Origin of the sequence: Streptomyces sp. NPDC085927 (genome assembly GCF_044540975.1) — a bacterium.
In the GTDB taxonomy this organism is placed as follows: Bacteria; Actinomycetota; Actinomycetes; order Streptomycetales; family Streptomycetaceae; genus Streptomyces; species Streptomyces hirsutus.
Window position 1 is genome coordinate 28831 of sequence record NZ_JBITSN010000019.1, and the last position, 17968, is coordinate 46798.

The following is a 17968-nucleotide window of genomic DNA, read 5'->3' on the forward strand; positions in this document are numbered from 1 at the left end:
CATGGCTGCTCCCGACCGACCGCGCATTCAGGTGCTCTCCCCCCGGACCTGGGGCGAGTTCGGCAACTACCTCGCCGCGACGCGCTTCTCCCGCGCGCTCCGGAGCGTGATCGACGCGGAGGTGACCCTCCTGGAAGCGGAGCCGATCCTCCCGTGGATCGGTGAGGCCGGGGCGGAGATCCGGGCCATCTCGCTGGAGAGCCCCGACGCCGTCGTCCGCAACCAGCGGTACATGGCTCTCATGGACCGCCTCCAGGCGCGCTTCCCGGAAGGGTTCGAGGTCGACCCCACCCCCGCCCAGCGGGCCGACCTGGAGCCGCTCACCCGGCATCTGCGCCGGACCGCTCCGGACGTGGTGGTCGGCACGAAGGGGTTCGTGGCGAGGCTGTGCGTGGCCGCCGTCCGGCTCGCCGGGACGTCCACCCGGGTCGTCAGCCATGTGACCAACCCCGGGCTGCTGCACCTGCCGCTGCACCGCAGCCGGTACCCGGATCTGACACTCGTCGGCTTCCCCCGGGCGAGGGAGCACCTGCTGGCCACGGCAGGCGGCGACCCGGAGCGCGTGCGGGTGGTGGGTCCGCTCGTCGCACAGCACGATCTGCGGGACTTCATGACCAGCGAGTCGGCCACCTCCGACGCGGGCCCCTGGGGCGACGGCCCGGGCCCGGACCGGCCACGGGTGATCATCTTCTCCAACCGCGGCGGGGAGACCTACCCCGAGCTGGTGCGGCGCCTCGCCGGCCGGCATCCCGGCATCGACCTCGTCTTCGTGGGCTACGGCGACCCGGAGCTCGCCCGTCGCACCGCGGCGGCCGGACTGCCCCACTGGCGGTTCCACAGCGTCCTGAGCCAGACCGAGTACTTCGACTACATCCGGCGCGCCTCCCGGTCCAGGTACGGGCTCCTCGTGTCGAAGGCCGGCCCCAACACCACCCTCGAGGCGGCCTTCTTCGGCATACCGGTCCTGATGCTCGAGTCGGGACTGCCCATGGAGCAGTGGGTGCCGGGACTCATCGACGAGGAAGGGCTGGGCCGCGCCTGCGCCGCCCCCGAGGAGCTGTTCAAAACGGCGGACGACTGGCTCACCCGTCCGTCGGTGATCGAGGTGCACAAGAAGGCCGCGGTCTCCTTCGCCGAAACCGTACTGGACCAGGACGCGGTGACGGACAGGATCGGAGCCGCCCTGAGGGCCCTGCTGGACGCCCGGTGACCGTCCGCCGCCCGGCCGCGTCCGCCCCCCGCCTCCTCCTGGTGGCGGGGGCCGGCGGTGTGCGCGTGGAGGGCGACAAGGAGACACGGCTCGGACATCCCCTCACCGGTGACCACCTGGACCCGGGCCCGCCGGCCGAAGGCGTCTTCGCCGGATGGAGCTGGGACGGCGAACGCCTGGTGGTCCGCAACGACCGCTACGGCATCTGCCCCCTCTTCTACCGGGCCGGCGGCTCCTCGCTCGCGCTCTCCCCCGACCCGTTGGCGCTCCCGCCGGACGACGGGCCCGCCGAGTTGGACCACGACGCGCTCGCCGTCTTCCTGCGGACGGGGTTCTTCCTCGCCGAGGACACGGCCTTCGCCGGGGTCCGCGCGCTGCCCCCGGCGGCCACGCTCACCTGGGACACCGGTGGACCACGACTGCGGTCCGGCGGACCGCCGCATCCCGGGCCCGCCGCCATGACCGGGGCACAGGCGGTCGACGGCTTCGTCGAGCTGTTCCGCGCCTCGGTGGCCCGCCGGCTCACCGACGAGCCGTACGACCTCCTGCTCAGCGGCGGCCGGGACTCGCGGCACATCCTGCTCGAGCTGTGCCGCCAGGGCGCGCCGCCGCGGCGGTGCGTCAGCGGCGCGAAGTTCCCTCCCGATCCGGGGGCCGACGCACGCGTCGCGGCCGTCCTCGCGGGCCGGCTCGGTCTGCCGCACACGGTGGTGCCGCGGCCCCGTGCGCAGTTCCGCGCGGAGCTCTCCGCCCTGCCGGCCCAGGGCATGACCACCCTGGACGGCGCGTGGATCCAGCCGCTGCTGGCCCACCTGCTCCGCCACAGCCGCGTCTCGTACGACGGTCTCGGCGGCGGGGAGCTGGCCCAGAACCCGAGCGTCGACTTCATCCGGGCCCATCCCTACGACCCCGCCGATCTGCCCGGCCTCGCGGACCGGCTGCTGGCCGCGGGGCGGACCGGCCCTCACGTGGAGCACCTGCTGGGTCCACGGACGAGCGTCCTGTGGAGCAGGCAGGCGGCCCGGCGGCGTCTCGTCACCGAGCTGGCCCGGCACGCGGACAGCGCCTGCCCGCTCAGTTCCTTCTTCTTCTGGAACCGGACCCGGCGCTCCATCTCCGCGGCTCCGTTCGCCCTGGGGGACGGACGGCTCCTGACCCACACCCCCTACCTCGACCACGACCTCTTCGACCACCTCGCCGCGGTGCCGCACCGCTTCCTGGTCGACGGGACGTTCCACGACCAGGCGCTGCACAAGGCCTTCCCCGAGCACGCGGACCTGGGTTTCGCCTCGGCGGCGCCCCAGCAACACGGGCCGGCGCTGGTCGCGCACCGGCTGGCGTACCTCCTGCGGTTCCTCGCCCACGCGGTGGTCGTGGAACCGGCCTGGTGGCGCAGCCCCGACCGCTTCCTGCAACGGCTGCTGGCCGCCGGCCGGGGAGCCGGGGCGCCGCAGCGCGTCAGCCGGCTGCAGCCCCTGGCGCTCTACCTGCTGCAACTGGAAGGCCTCGCCGCCCGGGGGGCCGGCCACCGGCCCTAGGAACCGGACACCACAGACCCGTCACTCCCGCCCACCCCACGAGACATCAACCGCAGGGCCCAGAAGGAGCGCATCGTATGCGGAAGACATTGCCCGTGATCAGCACAGGTCTCGCCGCGGGGGCAGCGTCGGGCGGCTGCTCGACCCCGGCCGCGGCACCGGCCCGTCCGGGCCTGCCCCTGTGGCGCAAGCGCAAGCTGCGGATCGCCCTGGTGCGCCATCACGACCTGTGCCTGAACACCCGCCAGATAGCACGGGTCCAGAAGCGGGCCGGTGTGCTGCCCCACCTCGGGCTGGGCTACATCCACACCGCACTCAAGTCCGCCGGGTTCCACCACGTCATCCAGGTCGACACCCCCGCGCTGGGACTCGACAGCGAAGGGCTGCGCAAGCTGCTCGCGGACTTCGAGCCGGACCTGGTCGGGGTGAGCACCACGACGCCCGGTCTGCCCGGCGCCATCGAGGCGTGCGAGGCGGCCAGCAGCACCGGGGCGAAAGTGATCCTGGGCGGGCCGCACACGGAGGTGTACGCGCACGAGAATCTCGTCCACGAGTCCATCGACTACATCGGCGTCGGCGAAGGCATCACGATCATGCCGGAACTGGCGGAGGCGATGGAGCGGGGCGAGGATCCGGAGGGCATCCGCGGCCTGGTGACCCGCAAGCACGACGGCGGTGCCGCACCGATGGTGAACCTGGAGGACGTCGGCTGGCCCGAACGCTCCGGGCTCCCGATGGACCGCTACTACTCGATCATGGCCCCACGGCCGTTCGCGACGATGATCTCCAGCCGCGGCTGCCCCTTCAAGTGCAGTTTCTGCTTCAAGCAGGCCGTGGACAAGAAGTCCATGTACCGCAGTCCCGAGGACGTCGTCGGTGAGATGACGGAGCTCAAGCAGCGGTGGGGGGTGAAGGAGATCATGTTCTACGACGACGTGTTCACCCTGCACCGCGGCCGGGTGCGGGAGATCTGCGGGCTCATCGGGGAGACCGGCCTCAAGGTCCGCTGGGAGGCGCCCACCCGCGTCGACCTGGTGCCCGAGCCGCTGCTGGAGGCGATGGCCGGGGCCGGGTGCGTGCGCCTGCGGTTCGGCATCGAGCACGGTGACACCGAGATCCTCGAGCGGATGCGCAAGGAGAGCAACATCGAGAAGATCGAGAAGGCCGTCACCTCCGCGCACGAGGCCGGGATCAAGGGCTTCGGGTACTTCATCGTCGGCTGGCTCGGGGAGACCCGGGAGCAGTTCCGCAGGACCGTCGACCTCGCCTGCCGCCTCCCGCTGGACTACGCCAGTTTCTACACCGCGACGCCTCTGCCCGGCACCCCGCTGCACACGGAATCCGTGGCCGCCGGTCAGATCCCGTCCGACTACTGGGACCGTTTCGTACAGGGCGAGTTCGACGCGCGGATCGGGTATCTGGTGCCGGACGCCCAGGAACGCGCCCAGCGCGCGTACCGGTCCTTCTTCATGCGCCGCTCCATGGTCAAACCGCTGGTGTCGCACATGGCGACGACCGGCCAGTGGCGCAACACGGTGGACGGCCTGCGCAGTCTGCACCGCTCCACGTCCAACACCGACCGTGACTTCTGAGCCGGCGGCCCCGGCCGTCCCGCGTCCGCCGGCCCGCCCGGGGCCGCCGGTCCCTCTCAACCTGCCCCTCCCGCGGCGCAGGCGCCGGCCGGCCGGCGAGGGGTTCCTGACACACCGTCTGCGCAGCACCATGGCCCGCGGTTTCCGGCCCCCGGAGTCCTGGGCGGTCCCCGTCCGGTATCTCCTGCCGGGTCTGCGGGCCGACGGGGACCCGCGGGCCGAGGAGGCCGCCGAGGCTCTGCGCACGCCCGCCGGGCAGCCGGGCATCGCCCTGGTGGTGCCCACCTACGTCTCCCGGGTGCCCCTGGCCCGGCAGCGGGAGTGGTTCGACGCGCTGCTGGACCAGGCAGCCACGGTGGCGCGGGACCACCCCCGGGTGCCCCTGGTGCTGTTCGTCGGCATGCAGTGGTCGTCGGCCGAGGAGGAGGAAGAGTCGCTACGGCGTCTGCGGGTGCTGCTGGACGATGCCCGTACCCGGCTGCCCGGCCTGCGGGTCTGCGGTCTCTCCCTGCCCGGCCCGGGCAAGCCCCGCACCCTCAACGGGGCGATCGCGGTCGCCGAGCTCCTCGGCTGTGCGGGCGTCGGGTGGGCCGACGACGACGTGACCCTGGAGGAGGGCTGCCTGTCCCGGCTGGTACGGGACTTCCTGGCGGCGGGGTGCCGCGGGGCGGTGGGCGCGACCAAGATCGCGCACACCCATGAGTACGCCACCTCCCGGCTGCTCTCCCGGGCCAAGGCGATCGCCGCGCCGGCCACGAACTACCCGCACGGCTGCTGCATCCTGGTGGCCACCGACGTGGTGGCCGGCGGCCTGCCGGGACGCTACGTGTCCGACGACGGCTACGTGTGCTTCCGCCTCCTCGACCCCGCGCTGCCCGACCCGCTGACCCACCTGCGGCTGGTTCCGGACGCCCGGTGCCACTACTACGTGGCGGGGCCGGCGGGCGAGACCCGCCGCAGGATCCGCAGACTGCTGCTCAACCACCTCGTCGACGTCGCCGACTGGCCCCTGCCGGTGGTCCGTCACTACTTCGGCCACGTCCTGTTCGGCGGCATGTGGCCCCTGACCGGCTTCGACTCCTCCCGCGGTGCCCGCCACGGCCTGAAGAAGGCGCTCATCAAGTGGCTCTACTTCGCCTGGTTCGCGGGCATCGGGAGCGAACTGTACGTGCGCGGGCTGTCCGGCAGGCCACTGCGCGGCATCGAGTGGGCCCCGTACTCGGACATCCGCAGACTCACTCCGTCGTCCTCATCCACGCGTCAGGAGAGCTGATGAAGGTCCTCTCGCTCCACTCCGCCGGCCACGACACCGGCGTCGCCTACTTCGAGGACGGGCGGCTGGTCTTCGCCGTCGAAACCGAACGGCTCACCCGGGTCAAGCACGACCACCGCTCCGACATCGCCCTGCGGCATGTGCTCGAGCAGGAGTGCGTGGACACCGACGGGATCGATCTGGTGGCCGTCAGCACGCCGGTCCGCAGCGGGCTGCTGCGCATACCCGACATGGACCGGGCCCTGGAACGGACAGCGGCGGGCGCCCTCCACCACCGGACCGTCTGCGAGATGCTGGGGCGCCGGGTGGAGTGCGTCGTGGTCACCCACGAGGTCTCCCACGCGGCGCTGGCCGCCCACTACGCGGGCTGGGAGGAAGGCACCGTCGTCCTCGTCAACGAGGGCCGCGGCCAGCTCACCCGCAGCTCCCTGTTCCGGGTGTCGGGCGGGGCCCTGAAGTGGGTCGAGAAGGACCCGTTGCCCTGGTACGGCAACGGCTTCGGGTGGACGGCGATCGGGTACCTCCTCGGCTTCGGCCCGAGCCCCAGCGTGGCCGGCAAGGTGATGGCCATGGGCGGCTACGGGCAGCCGGACGCCCGCATCCGGGAACAGCTGCTGGCGGTGGACCCCGAGGTGATGAACGACCGGGAACTCGCGGAGCGGGTGCGCGCGGACCTGGCCGGCCGGCCCGAGTTCGACTCCGGGTTCGAGACGGCGTCGCATGTCGTGGCGACGTTCCAGGAGATGTTCACCGGGGCCGTCCGGGAGGTGCTCGACCGGCAGGTGACGCGCACGGACGCCGGGGTGGGGCCGATCGCCCTCGGCGGCGGCTGCGCCCTGAACATCGTGGCCAACTCGGCACTGCGGGCGGAGTACGGACGGGACATCGCCGTTCCGCCGGCCTGCGGGGACGCGGGTCACCTGACGGGCGCGGGCCTCTACGCCCTCTCCCAGGTGGCCGGGGTGAAGCCGGAGCCGTTCAGCGTGTACCGCAACGGCGGGGGCGAGTCCCGCGCCGACGTCCTGAGCGCGGTGCGGGGCGCGGGGCTGCGGGCCGTCGCCTACGACCGGTCCGAGGTCGCCGGGGTGCTGGCGGCGGGCGGGGTGGTGGCGCTGACGCAGGGAGCGGCGGAACTGGGGCCGCGCGCGCTGGGGCACCGCTCGCTGCTGGGCAGCCCCGAGGTGTCCGGGATGCGCGAGCGCATGAGCGAGAAGCTCAAGCAGCGCGAGTGGTACCGGCCGCTGGGCGCCGTGATGCGCGACGAGCGCTTCGCCGAGCTGTACCCGGAGGAGGCGCCGTCGCCGTACATGCTCTTCGAGTACCGGCTGCCGGACGGAACCGCGTCCGAGGCCCGGCACGTCAACGGCACCTGCCGGATCCAGACCCTGGGCCCCGACCAGGACCGGCTGTACGGTCTGCTCGACGAGTTCGAGGAGCTGAGCGGCGTGCCCGCGCTGATCAACACCTCGCTCAACGGTCCGGGCAGGCCCATCGCGCACACCGCCCGGGACGTGCTCGACGACTTCGCGCACTCCGACGTCGACCTCTTCGTGTTCGACGACCTGATGGTGCGGGGCGACTCGGCGCGGTAGCCCGCCGGGCCGGACAGGAGCGGACGGCCGGCCGGAGACGTTCCGGCCGGCCGTCGGTCACTTCCCCAGGTGCCGGGGGACCAGCCTCGTCAGCACGTCGTCCGTGTAGAGATGGACCACCGGCACCAGGCCGGGCGCACCGGGCGGCACCGCCACCGCGGCGAGGGCCCGTTCGCGCAGCTCCTCCAGCAGGTCCACGACGTCCTGGCCGGCCACGGCCCCGGTCCGCACCAGGTGGGCGAGGTTGCCGTCCCGCTCGCCGTTGCGGTCGTAGTCGGTCAGGTCGTCGGCCACGGTGATGGTCATGGCGAAGGCCTCCGCGAACTGCCGGACGGCGTGAGGGGGTTGGCCGCCCCCGCCGGAGGCGGCCGCGAGCGCCCCGTAGCGGCCGAGGAAAGCGGCGCCGTAGGTGCTCGCGTGGGCGCGCCATTCCCGGAGGTTCGTCGCCCGGGTGCGTTTGGTGCGTATCTGTCCGCCGCAGAGGAGGACGGCGTCCCGCTCCAGGATGTCCGTCACCGCCTTGGGGTCCTCGGCGAGGGATTCCAGCTCGTGGAGCGCCCGCAGATGCAGACGGAGGCAGACGCAGGCGAGTTCGACGCGGTCGAGGCCGGTGTCGTCGTCCATCAGGTCGTCGAGGAGCTTCATGGCGACGATGTCGAGGGCCAGGGCGCGGGACACGGCGGCCCGCCGGTCCGGGTCGGTCGTCCACTCGGTGAGGAAGTGGGGGACCCTCAGGTAGAGGCGGAGGGCGGCGGTGTGCGCCACCAGGTCCGGTGATCCTTCGGTCCCCGCGACGCACCGTGTGACGTGGTCGCGGTTGGCGGCCTCGGCGGCGAGCATGGACTCCGTGTAGTCCGCGGGCAGGGCCGTGGCCGGGGCGGCCGTCACCGTCCGCTCCCCGGGCGGGCCGGGGTGTCGGGCCGTTGTCCGCCGATCTCCTCGAGGGTGGCCCGCCAGTCCGGATGCTCCAGGGCTCCGGCGAATCCCACGCCGTCCGCCCCGCTGTCGAGGTACTCGGTGACCTGCCGGCCGGTACGGACGTTGCCGCTCACGAAGAGGACCTGGTCGGGGTCGAGCCCTTTGCGGAAGTGCCGTACGACGTCGGGCGGCACGTGGTCGTGGCGCGAGTACAGGTACACCATGTGGAAGCCGAAGGTGCGGGCGACGTGGATGTGCCGGTCGATCTCCTCGGTGGAGGTGGTGCTCACCGGCATGGTGCCGAGCAGGTCCCCGGTGCGGTGGTCCTCGCCGAAGGTGAGGGCGACGGTGAGGAGCAGCTCGGGCCACTCCTCCCGGGGCACCCGGCCGGGGAAGGCGGCCAGGGTCTCGAGGAAGCTCTTCCAGACGAAGTAGTCGTCGCCCGAGCCCAGCAGCGCGGGCAGCAGAACCGCGTCCGCGCCGCGGACCACCGGGAAGCCGGCTCCGGGGCGGGGCGGGAAGTGCAGGACGACCGGTAGCGGGGTGACCGCTTTCACCGCCGCCACGTACGGTTCCATGTGCGACTCGAACGACTCGTAGTCGGTGCTGGCCAGAATGATGGCGGCGAAGCCCAGCCGGGTGAGCTCCGCCGCCTTCTCGACCGCTTCCGTCACCGGGACCTTGAAGGGGTCGATGATGTGGACGGGGCCCGGCCGGTGCTCGCGCAGCCGGGCGAGCACGCGTCCCGGTCGCCAGAGTGGTGCGGTGTGGAGTTCGGTGGAGTGGTCCAGCTGCGGTAAGGCGTTCACCAGCGTCTTCCCCCTTGTCGTCCGGGCGGTTCGCGCGACGGGGTGCCGGCCGCGTCGCACGTTCGGATGAGGTGTCGCGCGTTCGTGCGGAGGTGCGGGGCGCCCTGGTCCTCGGATCGTTCCCGAACTGGTCGCGAGGGGTCGCCACGGCGTCGTCGACACCGGCGCCGGCGCCGTGTTCCGGCGCCACCTCGCGGTTTTCCGTTATGCCTGTCCAGGGAACTGCGTGACCGTTCCGGCATCCGCTGCGGCCGAGGAAGTGGAGAAGTGCTCCGGAATTCTTCGGCGAGCCCGTCCGGTGGATTCACCGGCGGACGAACCGAGGGCGTCGTTCACGTACTCCCCTTCCATTGGAGAGACGAACAGCGGGTCCACCGGGCCGCCTTGAGAACATGATGCGGCAGGGCGGTTGCCGATACTACACGCGTTCGTTTCCACGGGGTAGGGAGACTCTGTGCGACGGTTATGAATGTCCGCCGCGGCAAAGAAGGAACGCCCCGGCGGTTTTGACCCGCGCAGGGCGTTTCCAGTGGTCCGGGGCGCAATTCACGCGAATTGCAGATGACGTCGGCGGCGCAATCGGCCCGCCGTCACGCATCCGCTCGCCACGACCAGCAGCAGGGCCACTCCGAGGGCGTGGGCCACCCCCGAGTCGAACGAGCCGGCGTCCGCGCCGTCGACCGCGTAGGTGATGATCTCCCGGGTCGACCAGAAGGGCAGCACCTTGGCCGAATCCTTGGCAGGGTCCGTCACCATCTGGGCGCCGATGACGGAGATCAGCAGCAGGGCGCCCTCCATGTCCCGTGGCACGACCGCCCCGAGCAGCAGTCCCAGTGGCACCGCGACCAGTGTGGTCAGGGCCAGCTCCACCATGACGGCCTGCGGGTGCCGCACGTCCTGCCCGACCAGGATCACCACGGCGTAGAGGGCGGACACGGCCATGCCCGCGGCGAGGAGGGCCAGCAGCCGTCCCAGGAAGAGCTGGAGCGGGCGGAATCCGGAGAGGGCCAGGAGCGGTTCGACCTCCCGGCCGCCGACCGTGGAGAAGAGGGCCGCGGCGCTGACCGCGAAGCCCACACCGAGGCTGGCGAACCGGACGGCCTGGCCGGTCTGGTCGTACCGTCCGAGGTAGAAGACGAGCGGGACCAGCAGCAGCAGGCCCAGTACGCCCCTTCGGCGCAGCAGTTCGCGGAAGGTCATGTCCGCCATCCGCAGGGTGGCTGTCATCGGATGCCCCTGTCCTTGCCTGGAGTGAGGTCCAGCACCTGGTCCACCTGGTCGAGTTGGTTGAGCATGTGGGTCACCACGACGACGGCCTTGCCCGCCTCCCTCCACTCCCGGACGCTCCGCCAGAAGTCCACGTAGGAGCCGTGGTCGAATCCCTGGTAGGGCTCGTCGAGCAGCAGCAGGTCCGGTCCCCCCAGGGCCGACAGGACGACGTTCAGCTTCTGGCGGGTTCCTCCCGACAGGTCCTTGGCCAGGACGCCCTCGGCCGGGGCCCAGTCGAGCTCGCCCGCGAGTTTCCGGCCGCGGTGGCCGGACTCCTTCCGGCTCAGGCCCCGGCCGGTGCCGAAGAGGGTGAAGTGCTCCTGGGGAGTCAAGAAGCCCATGACGCCCGCGTTCTGCGGGCAGTAACCGAGGTTTCCGGAGACGGTGACCTGTCCCTTGTCGGGGGAGAGCAGTCCGGCGCAGATCTTGAGCAGGGTGGACTTGCCCGCTCCGTTGCTGCCGACGATCGCGGCGATCTCACCCGCGTGCACGACGAGATCGACACCGGTCAGGACGCGGCGGCGTTTGTAGCGCTTCACAATGCCGCGTGCCTGCAGGAGAATCTTGCGGTCGGCGGGCTCGGACATGCCGTGGAACCCTTCCTGGGCACCGACGGAATAGCCCATGACTGCCACCTTTCTGCCGACTGCGGCACATGACCCGCGTTGTCGGCCTCAATGGTCAGGATTCGCGCCCCGGCCGGGTGGTTCATCGCCCCGGCCGTCGCTCGCACGACTCAGCCTGCCACACGCGGCGTGCACGACGGTTGAGACCGCGACTCCCCGGAAGTTCGGGCCCCGCAAACCGGTTTCGGGGATTCTACGGGGCGACCGGGCGGAGAACGGGAGTCGAGCCCCCGCTTTCCGGCCATATCCCGCCGATGCCCGGAGTCACTCTTGCAGACCTGTCCGAGGGCTGGTTAGCGTACCGACCCAGCCACATTCATCGCTCACTTGTGCGTTGCTCGCACCAGCGTTTTCCTCCCCTTCCGGAGTCTGCCGCCGGGACGGGAGCGGGTGGGGCCGCACCCCGTGTCAGGGCAAGAGGAATTCTGCTCGAGAACGACGAAGGGGACGTGGATGCGCGGGGGGACCGTGGACCGTCGTGTCTGGTGGCAACGGGCGGTGGCCCGCGGTTTCGCGCCGCCGCCGGCGCGCCCCACCCCGTTCGTGCTGCTGGGGCGCGAGGGACCGGACTCGGACGTCCGGGGCGAGGCGCGCGAGGACCGCGTGATCGGCGCGCGGCCGGGCGGGCCGGCGTTTCCGCTGCCGTCCGGCGGCCTCGGGGTGCTGCTGCCCAGTTACGTGGGGCGGTGCGACGCCGCGGCGCACGAGCAGACGTTCCGTCATGTGCTGGACTCCCTGGCCGAGGTGCGGGAAGCGCACCCGTCCCTGCCGCTGACCCTCTGGGTGGGCATGCAGTACGGCCCCGGGGAGGACGAGGAGGCGCTGCGCAGACTGCGCCGGCTGTACGCCCTGGCCCCCGAGGGCCTGGCCCTCACCCTGGTCGGTCTGGCCCTGCCCGGACCGGGCAAGCTGCGCACGGTGAGCACGGTCCTGCGGCTCTCCGAGGATCTCGGCTACACCGGCTGGCTCTGGACGGACGACGACATCGAGATCGCTCCCCGCTGTCTCGCCCTCCTGGTCTCCCGGTTCCTCGAGCGGGGAGAACGGGGCGCGGTCGGGGCCCACTCGGTGGCGCTGCCCAGGGAGACGGCCACCTCGCAGACCATGGACCGGGTCTCCGGGGTCACCGCTCCGCCGAAGGCCTGCCCGGCGGCGGCCTGCCTGGTGGTCGCGACGGACGTTCTGGGCACCGGCATTCCGGTCAGACGCCTGACCGACGACGGGTACGTGGTGTTCGAGCTGCTCGACGCCGGGGCGTCCGATCCGCTGCACGACCTGGAAGTGCTGCCCGAGGCCCGGATCAGCTTCTACCGCGTCAGCCGCGCCCACGACACCTTCCAGCGTCTGCGCCGCTCCCTCTACAGTCATGTGACCTGCGTCGCCGACTATCCCTGGCCGACCGCCCGGGTCTACCTCACCCGTGTCCTCTTCCACGGTCTGTGGCCGCTCGCGGCGTGGGACGGCAGCCGCGGACCGGTGCGCGGAACGCAGCGCTGGCTGGTCAAGGGCCTGCACTTCACCTGGTTCTGCGGAGTGGCCGGCTCCCTCGCCGTCCGGGGCGCGGCAGGGCGGCCCCGGCGTCATGTCGCGTGGGGCGACGAGGGGGACTTCCGCAGCCCCACGGTCGAGGAACCCTCCGCGGGAGCGGCTGCCGGGCACTGACACACGAGGCCGCCCCGAGGGCGGTCCGGAAGGAGACCCGATGGCGACAGCAGGGCCGGCCGGGGCGGCGGTGACCGTCATCCTGCCCCACTACGACTGCGCGGCGTATCTGGGTGCGGCCGTCGGATCGGTGCTCTCCCAGGACCGTCCGGACCTCCGCCTGGTGGTGGTGGACGACTGCTCACCCGACGAGAAGTGGGTCCCCGAACTCCACCCGTACGCCGGCGACCCGCGGCTGACCGTGCTGCGCACCTCCCGGAACGTCGGCCACCTGCGGATCAAGAACAAGGTCCTGGAATCGGTGGACACCCCCTATGTGGCCTTCCAGGACACCGACGATCTCAGCCTGCCCGGCCGGCTCCGCCATCAGCTGGCCCTGCTGGAAAAGGGCGCGGCCGACCTGGTCGGCTGCGCCTACTCCTACATCGACGAGGCGGGCCGCACGACGGGACAGCGGCGCATGCCCCGCAACGGCAACCTGTGGATGCGGCTGGGGCGGACGACTGTGCTCCTGCACCCGTCCTCGGTGGTACGGCGCTCCGTGCTCGAGACTCTCGGCGGCTTCGACGGCACCGTGCGGCTGGGTGCCGACACCGACTTCCATCTCCGGGCGGCCCGCCTGTACCGGCTGCGCAGCGTGCGCAAGGTGCTCTACCGGTACCGGATCTGGCCCAAGTCGCTCACCCAGGCGCCGGACACCGGGTTCGGGTCCGCGGAACGCCGGGCCTACACCGAGGCGATGACCGCCCAGGAGGAGCGGCGGCGACGGGCACGCACCCGTGAGGAGCTGCTGCCGTTGCTGGTCGCCCCGCCCAACGACATCGACTTCGCCCTGACCCGGATCGACCTCGGTTAGCCGGCGGCGGGTGCGCGACGTGGACGACAGGTCGGCGGAGGCCGTGGACGAGACGCTGCCCCCGATCGCTGTGGTGGTGGCGGACCCGGACGGCGACGGGGAGCGCACGGTGCGCGGCCTCCTCGCCCAGACGGTACGGCCCGTTTCGATCACCCTGGTGACGACGGACGGCCCGACGCCCGGGGACGGCCCGACGGCCCGCCAGGCCCGGTCTCCCGGTGGGGCCGGGTCCTCCGGTGCCGCGGCTCCGCCCGTACGGGTCGTCCGGTGCGCCCACGAGGACCTCGGGCCGGCGTGCGTCGACGCGGTCAGGAGTGCTCGGGCGCCGTACGTCGCCGTTCTCCGCGGCGGCGACGAGGCGCTCCCCCACTGGCTGTGGCACCTGTCGAGAGCGGCCCGCGACGGAGGCGGGAACGGCGCCGGGCCGGTAGGCCTGGTGCAGTGCGGCACGCTCCGGCTGAGGGAGGACGGCCTCGTGGACGGGTTCGCCCTGCCGTCCACGTCCACGAGGGCCTGGCCGTCCCCCGCGGATCTCCTGGAAGGCGCCTACGCGGTACGGCGCGAACTGCTGGACTCGGACGGCGGCACGGCGTCCTGGGTCGCCGTACCCATGCTGCTGGTCCGCCGGCGGACCGGCGCCGCCGGGAACCCGGCCGTGGTCCTGGCCCCCGGAGCGCGTGTGGCGGGGCGCACCCGCCTGGTCCGGCACGGATACCGGCCGCCCGCCGCCGGACCGCGGAACGGAAGCGTTCCTCGGCTGGTGTCGGTGGTCGTCCCGGTGCGCAACGGTGCCCGCACGCTCGCCGCCCAGTTGACCGCCCTGGCCCAGCAGACCGGCGCCGTCGCGTACGAGGTCCTGGTCGTCGACAACGGATCGACGGACGCCACCCGCGAGGTAGCCGAGCGGGCCCGCGCCGGGCTGCCGGGCCTGCGGATCGTCGACGCGTCCGACCGCGCCGGTGAGAGCCGCGCCCGCAACCGGGGAATCGCCGCGGCACACGGTGACTTCATCGCGTTCTGCGACGCGGACGACGTCGCCGACCCCGGCTGGCTGGCCGCGATGGCGGAGGCGGCCAAGGAGGCCGATCTGGTGGGAGGCGGGCTGGAGACTTCCGTGCTCAGCCCCGCCCACGCCGACGAACAGCCCCTGCCGATGGACGCGCAGACGGATTTCCTGCCGTTCGCCCGGGGGGCGAACAGCGGTGCCTGGAAGGACGTCCTGACCGCGATGGGCGGCTGGGACGAGCGCTACCGGGGCGGCGGGGAGGACATGGATCTCTCCTGGCGTGCCCAGCTCTGCGGTTACCTCGTCCGTTACGCGGGTGACGCCCGGATGCACTACCGGTTGCGGGGCGACCTCCGGTCGCTGGCGCGGCAGAAGTGGAACTACGGCCGTTCCGGCGCCCAGTTGTACGCCGCATACCGGCGTGCCGGGTTCGAACGGCGCGACGGCCGGGTGGTCGTCATGAACTGGTGCTGGCTGCTGCTGCACGTTCCGGACCTGGCGCGGTCGCCGGTGCTGCGACGGCGCTGGATCCGCTACGGAGCACGCCTGGCGGGATTCCTGGCGGGAAGTGCGCGGCGGGGCGTCCGGTACCTGTGAGGGGCGGGCGTCCGGCACCCGCGAGGGGCCGGGCCGTCGCCGGCCCGGCGCGCCGCCCGCTCGCCCGCCCGGGGTCAGACCAGCCGGTGGCCGGGGTCCTGCGCCACCGTGTCTCCCTCCATGGCCAGGCAGGTGGCGCGCAGGGCGGCGACGACGGCGTGGTCGTCCCCCCAGGCATCGAGCTCCGGGCCGTCCCCGGACTTCAGGGCCGGCACCGGCACTTCCATGATTTTCGGGTGCACGTACCGGACCGGGGATTCGGAAGGGGCCACCAGTGATTCGGTGAGCTTCTCACCCGGTCTCAACCCGACGTAGTGGACCGGGAGTTCCACGCCCGCTTGTGCGATGACCCTTCTGGCTATGTCGAGGATCCGGACCTGTTCCCCCATGTCCAGCACCAGGGCGTGGCCGACGCTGCCCAGCGCGGCGGCCTGGATGACCAGTTCCACGGCCTCCTGGACGGTCATCAGATAGCGCGTCACCTCGGGGTGGGTGACCGTCACCGGATGGCCGGCCGCGATCTGCCGGGCGAAGACGTCGAGAAAGGACCCCTGGCAACCGAGCACGTTGCCGAATCGCACGCTCACATACGGCCTGCCCGCCTGAATCGCGGCCGCCGCGGTGAGCCCCTCGGCTATGCGTTTCGAGTATCCGAGCACACCGACCGGATCGACCGCCTTGTCGGTCGAGATGTTCACCAGGAACGCGGCGTCCGCGGCCAGCGCCGCCTCGAGTACCGCCTGGGTGCCGAAGACATTCGTCTTCACGGCCTCTCCGGGAAACTCCTCCAGAATGGGCACCCATTTGAGGGCCGCCGCGTGAAAGACGATGTCCGGCCGGCATCGGCGGAACAGCCGGACGAGCCCTCTGGAGTCCCTGATGTCCGCGAGGAGAATGACGGGCCGCACCCGCGAGGAGTTCTCCATGCTGCTGGCCGCCAGGTGGAGGGCCGTCTCGTTCCGGTCGAGCATCATGAGGCTCTCGGGTTCCCACCGGCTGAGCTGCCGGCACAGCTCCGACCCGATGTAGCCACCGGCTCCGGTGACCAGGATCCGCCGCCCGCGCAGGAATCCGGCGCTGCTCTCGAGATCGGTGCTTATCCGCTGCCGGCCGAGAATCCTCTCAAGGTCCAGGGCGGGATGTCCGCTGCCCGGCAGGTGCGCACCATACCCTGCGGAATCATCGTCAAACATGCAGTCACACTTCCTTTTTGAGAAGAGCCATGACTGACGTGCCGACCAATACGACGAGTTGGACCGACGTATCGCCTTGGTGCTTGCTTCGCCGACACCATCACGCTGCCTCCCCGGACGCGCCTGCGCCCGGGGACCACATTCCGGCGGCCGATTCGCCACCTGCTGCGCCGGCTCCGTCGACGTCGGGCATGTCCTCGTTGACGTCCGAGGGCGGCCGGGAAAATCACTTTATCGAGAGGCGGCACGGTACGGGTGAATTTCCTCAACTGCCGCTTCGCGCAACGGAAGCCCGGTGGCCGGGGCACTCGGTCCCGGGGCCGCGGACCCCACGGGGAAGACGGCCCTTTCCCCGGCGCGGTCCGCCCGGCGCACCCGGCCGCGCCGAGTGGTAAACCTCCGTGCCGGCTCACGAGCCGCCGGAGCCGAGGAATTCGCGCGCGCCCCGCAAGCGGGTCCGGACCCGGGCCTGGGTGGCGTCGGTGACGAGACGGATGTCCAGGTCCCCCGGTGGGGCCACGTCGCTCCGCAGACCGGCCGGCAGCCGCGCCGGGTCCAGTCCGTCCCGCCGGGCTATGAGAACACCCAGCTCGTGGCGGTTCATCGCGTCCGGTCCCGCCACGTGGAACACACCGGATCCGTCCGACTCCGTGATCTCCAGAAGGGCGGAGGCCAGGTCGTCGACATGGACCGGACAGCGGATGTCGTCCGTGAACAGGACGCCGGTGCGCGTGCCGGCCGCCAGCGCGTGCACGGCCTTCTCGTGGGCGGACCGGCCGTGTCCCACGATGAGGGACGTGCGCACCACGGCGGCCCCGGGCACCGCCACCCTGACGGCCGTCTCCGCCGCGGCCTTGGCGGCTCCGTACGGGGAGACGGGGTCGGGGAGCGCTTCCTCCGGGTAGTGGACATCGGCTCCGGAGAACACCGCGTCGGAGGAGACGTGGACCAGCCGGCAGTCGGCGCTCGCCGCCTCCAGGGCGAGCCGGGCCGCGCCATCGGCCGTGACCGCCCAGTCGGCGTGTCCGCTCGACGCGTTGATCACCGCGGCCGGCCGGGCCCGGGCCAGCACCTCCCTCATCCGCCCCGGGTCCCGGAGGTCGGCCCGGTACCAGGTGACCGACGGCAGGTCCCCGGGGCGGGTCCGGTAGGTCGCGGCCACGTCCCATCCTGCGGCGACGGCCCGGCGGAGCACCTGGTACCCGAGGAACCCGCTTCCTCCGACGACAAGAACTCTCACGCACCGCCCCCTGACATCCGGCCTGCTCCGATCCGCTCCCAGGAGTACGGACCACGGCCCGCACGGCCGTGTCGAGCCGTGATCCCCGGGGGCCGATGCTACTGAAGGCCGCGTGCGACGGGGAGGGTGCCGACGGTCGGTGCGTTCGTCCTCCCCGTCGCCGTTCCCGCTGCCGGGCGGCCGGTCAGGGCTGGGTGGCGGGGCTTCGGCGCTCCGGCGCTCCGGCGGAACCCTTCGGCCCTTCAGAGGGCCCTCGTCATGAACGTGCTGTTCGGGTCGGGGCGGTAGTCCGCGCCCCCCCTACCAATGTGGCCGTACAGGAACGCGAGCGGCTCTCAGCGCTCCGCAAGAAGTACGCGGCGCGTAACACGCTGGCCGCGAAGAACGCCAAGCAGGCAAAGTCGACACCAGTCGGGCGTGCGGGCGGTAAGAAGCCCGCCCCAAAGAAGTCCACGGCGAAAAGCTCGACGCAGAAGCCGAAGCCCGCGCCTGTTCGCGACCTCGGTGACCGTTTCATCAATCGCGCCGCCCTCGGCTACGGCCCCACGGACGAGACCAAGGGCTCCCGAACGCGGTGAGTCCGTGCC

The 17968-nt window shown here is 72.0% G+C and carries 15 protein-coding genes; 9 read left to right on the top strand and 6 right to left on the bottom strand.

What is annotated here, in order from left to right; translation table 11 throughout:
• The first annotated feature begins 1 nt into the window (after position 1).
• The 5 genes from ACIF80_RS33140 (at position 2) to ACIF80_RS33160 (ending at position 7205) form a co-directional block, all read left to right on the top strand.
• Positions 2 to 1210 (top strand): Moenomycin biosynthesis protein MoeGT1, encoded by a 1209-nt coding sequence (locus ACIF80_RS33140; protein WP_399811548.1) that lies wholly within the window; start codon positions 2 to 4, stop codon positions 1208 to 1210.
• Positions 1207 to 2748, top strand: a complete 1542-nt coding sequence (locus ACIF80_RS33145; protein WP_399811551.1) for an asparagine synthase-related protein — start codon at positions 1207 to 1209, stop codon at positions 2746 to 2748. The genes ACIF80_RS33140 and ACIF80_RS33145 overlap by 4 nt, the downstream gene beginning before the upstream one ends.
• 77 nt (positions 2749 to 2825) lie before the next feature.
• Positions 2826 to 4340 (top strand): B12-binding domain-containing radical SAM protein, encoded by a 1515-nt coding sequence (locus ACIF80_RS33150; protein ID WP_399811553.1) that lies wholly within the window; start codon positions 2826 to 2828, stop codon positions 4338 to 4340.
• 130 nt (positions 4341 to 4470) lie between these two features.
• Entirely contained in the window at positions 4471 to 5613 is a 1143-nt protein-coding gene (locus ACIF80_RS33155; RefSeq protein WP_399811556.1) for a hypothetical protein, read from the top strand.
• Positions 5613 to 7205, top strand: a complete 1593-nt coding sequence (locus tag ACIF80_RS33160; protein WP_399811558.1) for a carbamoyltransferase C-terminal domain-containing protein — start codon at positions 5613 to 5615, stop codon at positions 7203 to 7205. The genes ACIF80_RS33155 and ACIF80_RS33160 overlap by 1 nt, the downstream gene beginning before the upstream one ends.
• Positions 7206 to 7262: 57 nt before the next feature.
• On the opposite strand, the gene ACIF80_RS33165 is transcribed toward ACIF80_RS33160, so the two are convergent.
• The 4 genes from ACIF80_RS33165 to ACIF80_RS33180 all read right to left on the bottom strand — a co-directional run bounded on the left by ACIF80_RS33165 (position 7263) and on the right by ACIF80_RS33180 (position 10827).
• A complete protein-coding gene (locus ACIF80_RS33165) occupies positions 7263 to 8093 on the bottom strand; it encodes a Moenomycin biosynthesis protein MoeN5 (RefSeq protein ID WP_399811561.1) in 831 nt (276 codons plus the stop codon).
• Positions 8090 to 8932, bottom strand: coding sequence for a geranylgeranylglyceryl/heptaprenylglyceryl phosphate synthase (locus ACIF80_RS33170; protein ID WP_399811563.1), 843 nt, complete (start codon positions 8930 to 8932; stop codon positions 8090 to 8092). The genes ACIF80_RS33165 and ACIF80_RS33170 overlap by 4 nt, the downstream gene beginning before the upstream one ends.
• A gap of 546 nt (positions 8933 to 9478) precedes the next feature.
• Entirely contained in the window at positions 9479 to 10159 is a 681-nt protein-coding gene (locus ACIF80_RS33175; protein ID WP_399811565.1) for a hypothetical protein, read from the bottom strand.
• Entirely contained in the window at positions 10156 to 10827 is a 672-nt protein-coding gene (locus tag ACIF80_RS33180; protein WP_399811567.1) for an ATP-binding cassette domain-containing protein, read from the bottom strand. The genes ACIF80_RS33175 and ACIF80_RS33180 overlap by 4 nt, the downstream gene beginning before the upstream one ends.
• A 453-nt stretch (positions 10828 to 11280) precedes the next feature.
• On the opposite strand from ACIF80_RS33180, the gene ACIF80_RS33185 reads away from it, so the two are divergent.
• The 3 genes from ACIF80_RS33185 to ACIF80_RS33195 are packed head-to-tail and all read left to right on the top strand — an operon-like array spanning position 11281 to position 14948.
• The gene (locus ACIF80_RS33185) at positions 11281 to 12489 is read left to right on the top strand and encodes a glycosyltransferase family 2 protein (protein WP_399811570.1); all 1209 of its coding nucleotides are present in this window, start codon (positions 11281 to 11283) and stop codon (positions 12487 to 12489) included.
• A gap of 40 nt (positions 12490 to 12529) precedes the next feature.
• Complete coding sequence (locus ACIF80_RS33190) at positions 12530 to 13345, top strand: glycosyltransferase family 2 protein (protein WP_399811573.1); 816 nt, start codon at positions 12530 to 12532, stop codon at positions 13343 to 13345.
• A gap of 19 nt (positions 13346 to 13364) precedes the next feature.
• The gene (locus ACIF80_RS33195; protein ID WP_399811574.1) at positions 13365 to 14948 is read left to right on the top strand and encodes a glycosyltransferase; all 1584 of its coding nucleotides are present in this window, start codon (positions 13365 to 13367) and stop codon (positions 14946 to 14948) included.
• Between the two features lie 74 nt (positions 14949 to 15022).
• Here the strand turns inward: ACIF80_RS33195 and ACIF80_RS33200 are convergent, their stop codons facing one another.
• Positions 15023 to 16141, bottom strand: a complete 1119-nt coding sequence (locus tag ACIF80_RS33200; protein WP_399811578.1) for an SDR family NAD(P)-dependent oxidoreductase — start codon at positions 16139 to 16141, stop codon at positions 15023 to 15025.
• 409 nt (positions 16142 to 16550) lie between these two features.
• On the bottom strand, positions 16551 to 17381 hold the full coding sequence (locus ACIF80_RS33205) for an SDR family oxidoreductase (protein WP_399811581.1): 831 nt from the start codon (positions 17379 to 17381) through the stop codon (positions 16551 to 16553).
• 308 nt (positions 17382 to 17689) lie between these two features.
• On the opposite strand from ACIF80_RS33205, the gene ACIF80_RS33210 reads away from it, so the two are divergent.
• Complete coding sequence (locus tag ACIF80_RS33210) at positions 17690 to 17959, top strand: hypothetical protein (RefSeq protein WP_399811583.1); 270 nt, start codon at positions 17690 to 17692, stop codon at positions 17957 to 17959.
• Positions 17960 to 17968: the final 9 nt, after the last annotated feature.

What these genes read in the sequence shown, in the direction of transcription:
- ACIF80_RS33140 (WP_399811548.1), top strand. Translation starts at nt 2, where the DNA reads ATGGCTGCTCCCGACCGACCGCGCATTCAGGTGCTCTCCCCCCGGACC.
- ACIF80_RS33150 (WP_399811553.1), top strand. Translation starts at nt 2,826, where the DNA reads ATGCGGAAGACATTGCCCGTGATCAGCACAGGTCTCGCCGCGGGGGCA.
- ACIF80_RS33155 (WP_399811556.1), top strand. Translation starts at nt 4,471, where the DNA reads ATGGCCCGCGGTTTCCGGCCCCCGGAGTCCTGGGCGGTCCCCGTCCGG.
- ACIF80_RS33160 (WP_399811558.1), top strand. Translation starts at nt 5,613, where the DNA reads ATGAAGGTCCTCTCGCTCCACTCCGCCGGCCACGACACCGGCGTCGCC.
- ACIF80_RS33175 (WP_399811565.1), bottom strand. Translation starts at nt 10,159, where the DNA reads ATGACAGCCACCCTGCGGATGGCGGACATGACCTTCCGCGAACTGCTG.
- ACIF80_RS33180 (WP_399811567.1), bottom strand. Translation starts at nt 10,827, where the DNA reads ATGGGCTATTCCGTCGGTGCCCAGGAAGGGTTCCACGGCATGTCCGAG.
- ACIF80_RS33185 (WP_399811570.1), top strand. Translation starts at nt 11,281, where the DNA reads ATGCGCGGGGGGACCGTGGACCGTCGTGTCTGGTGGCAACGGGCGGTG.
- ACIF80_RS33190 (WP_399811573.1), top strand. Translation starts at nt 12,530, where the DNA reads ATGGCGACAGCAGGGCCGGCCGGGGCGGCGGTGACCGTCATCCTGCCC.
- ACIF80_RS33200 (WP_399811578.1), bottom strand. Translation starts at nt 16,141, where the DNA reads ATGTTTGACGATGATTCCGCAGGGTATGGTGCGCACCTGCCGGGCAGC.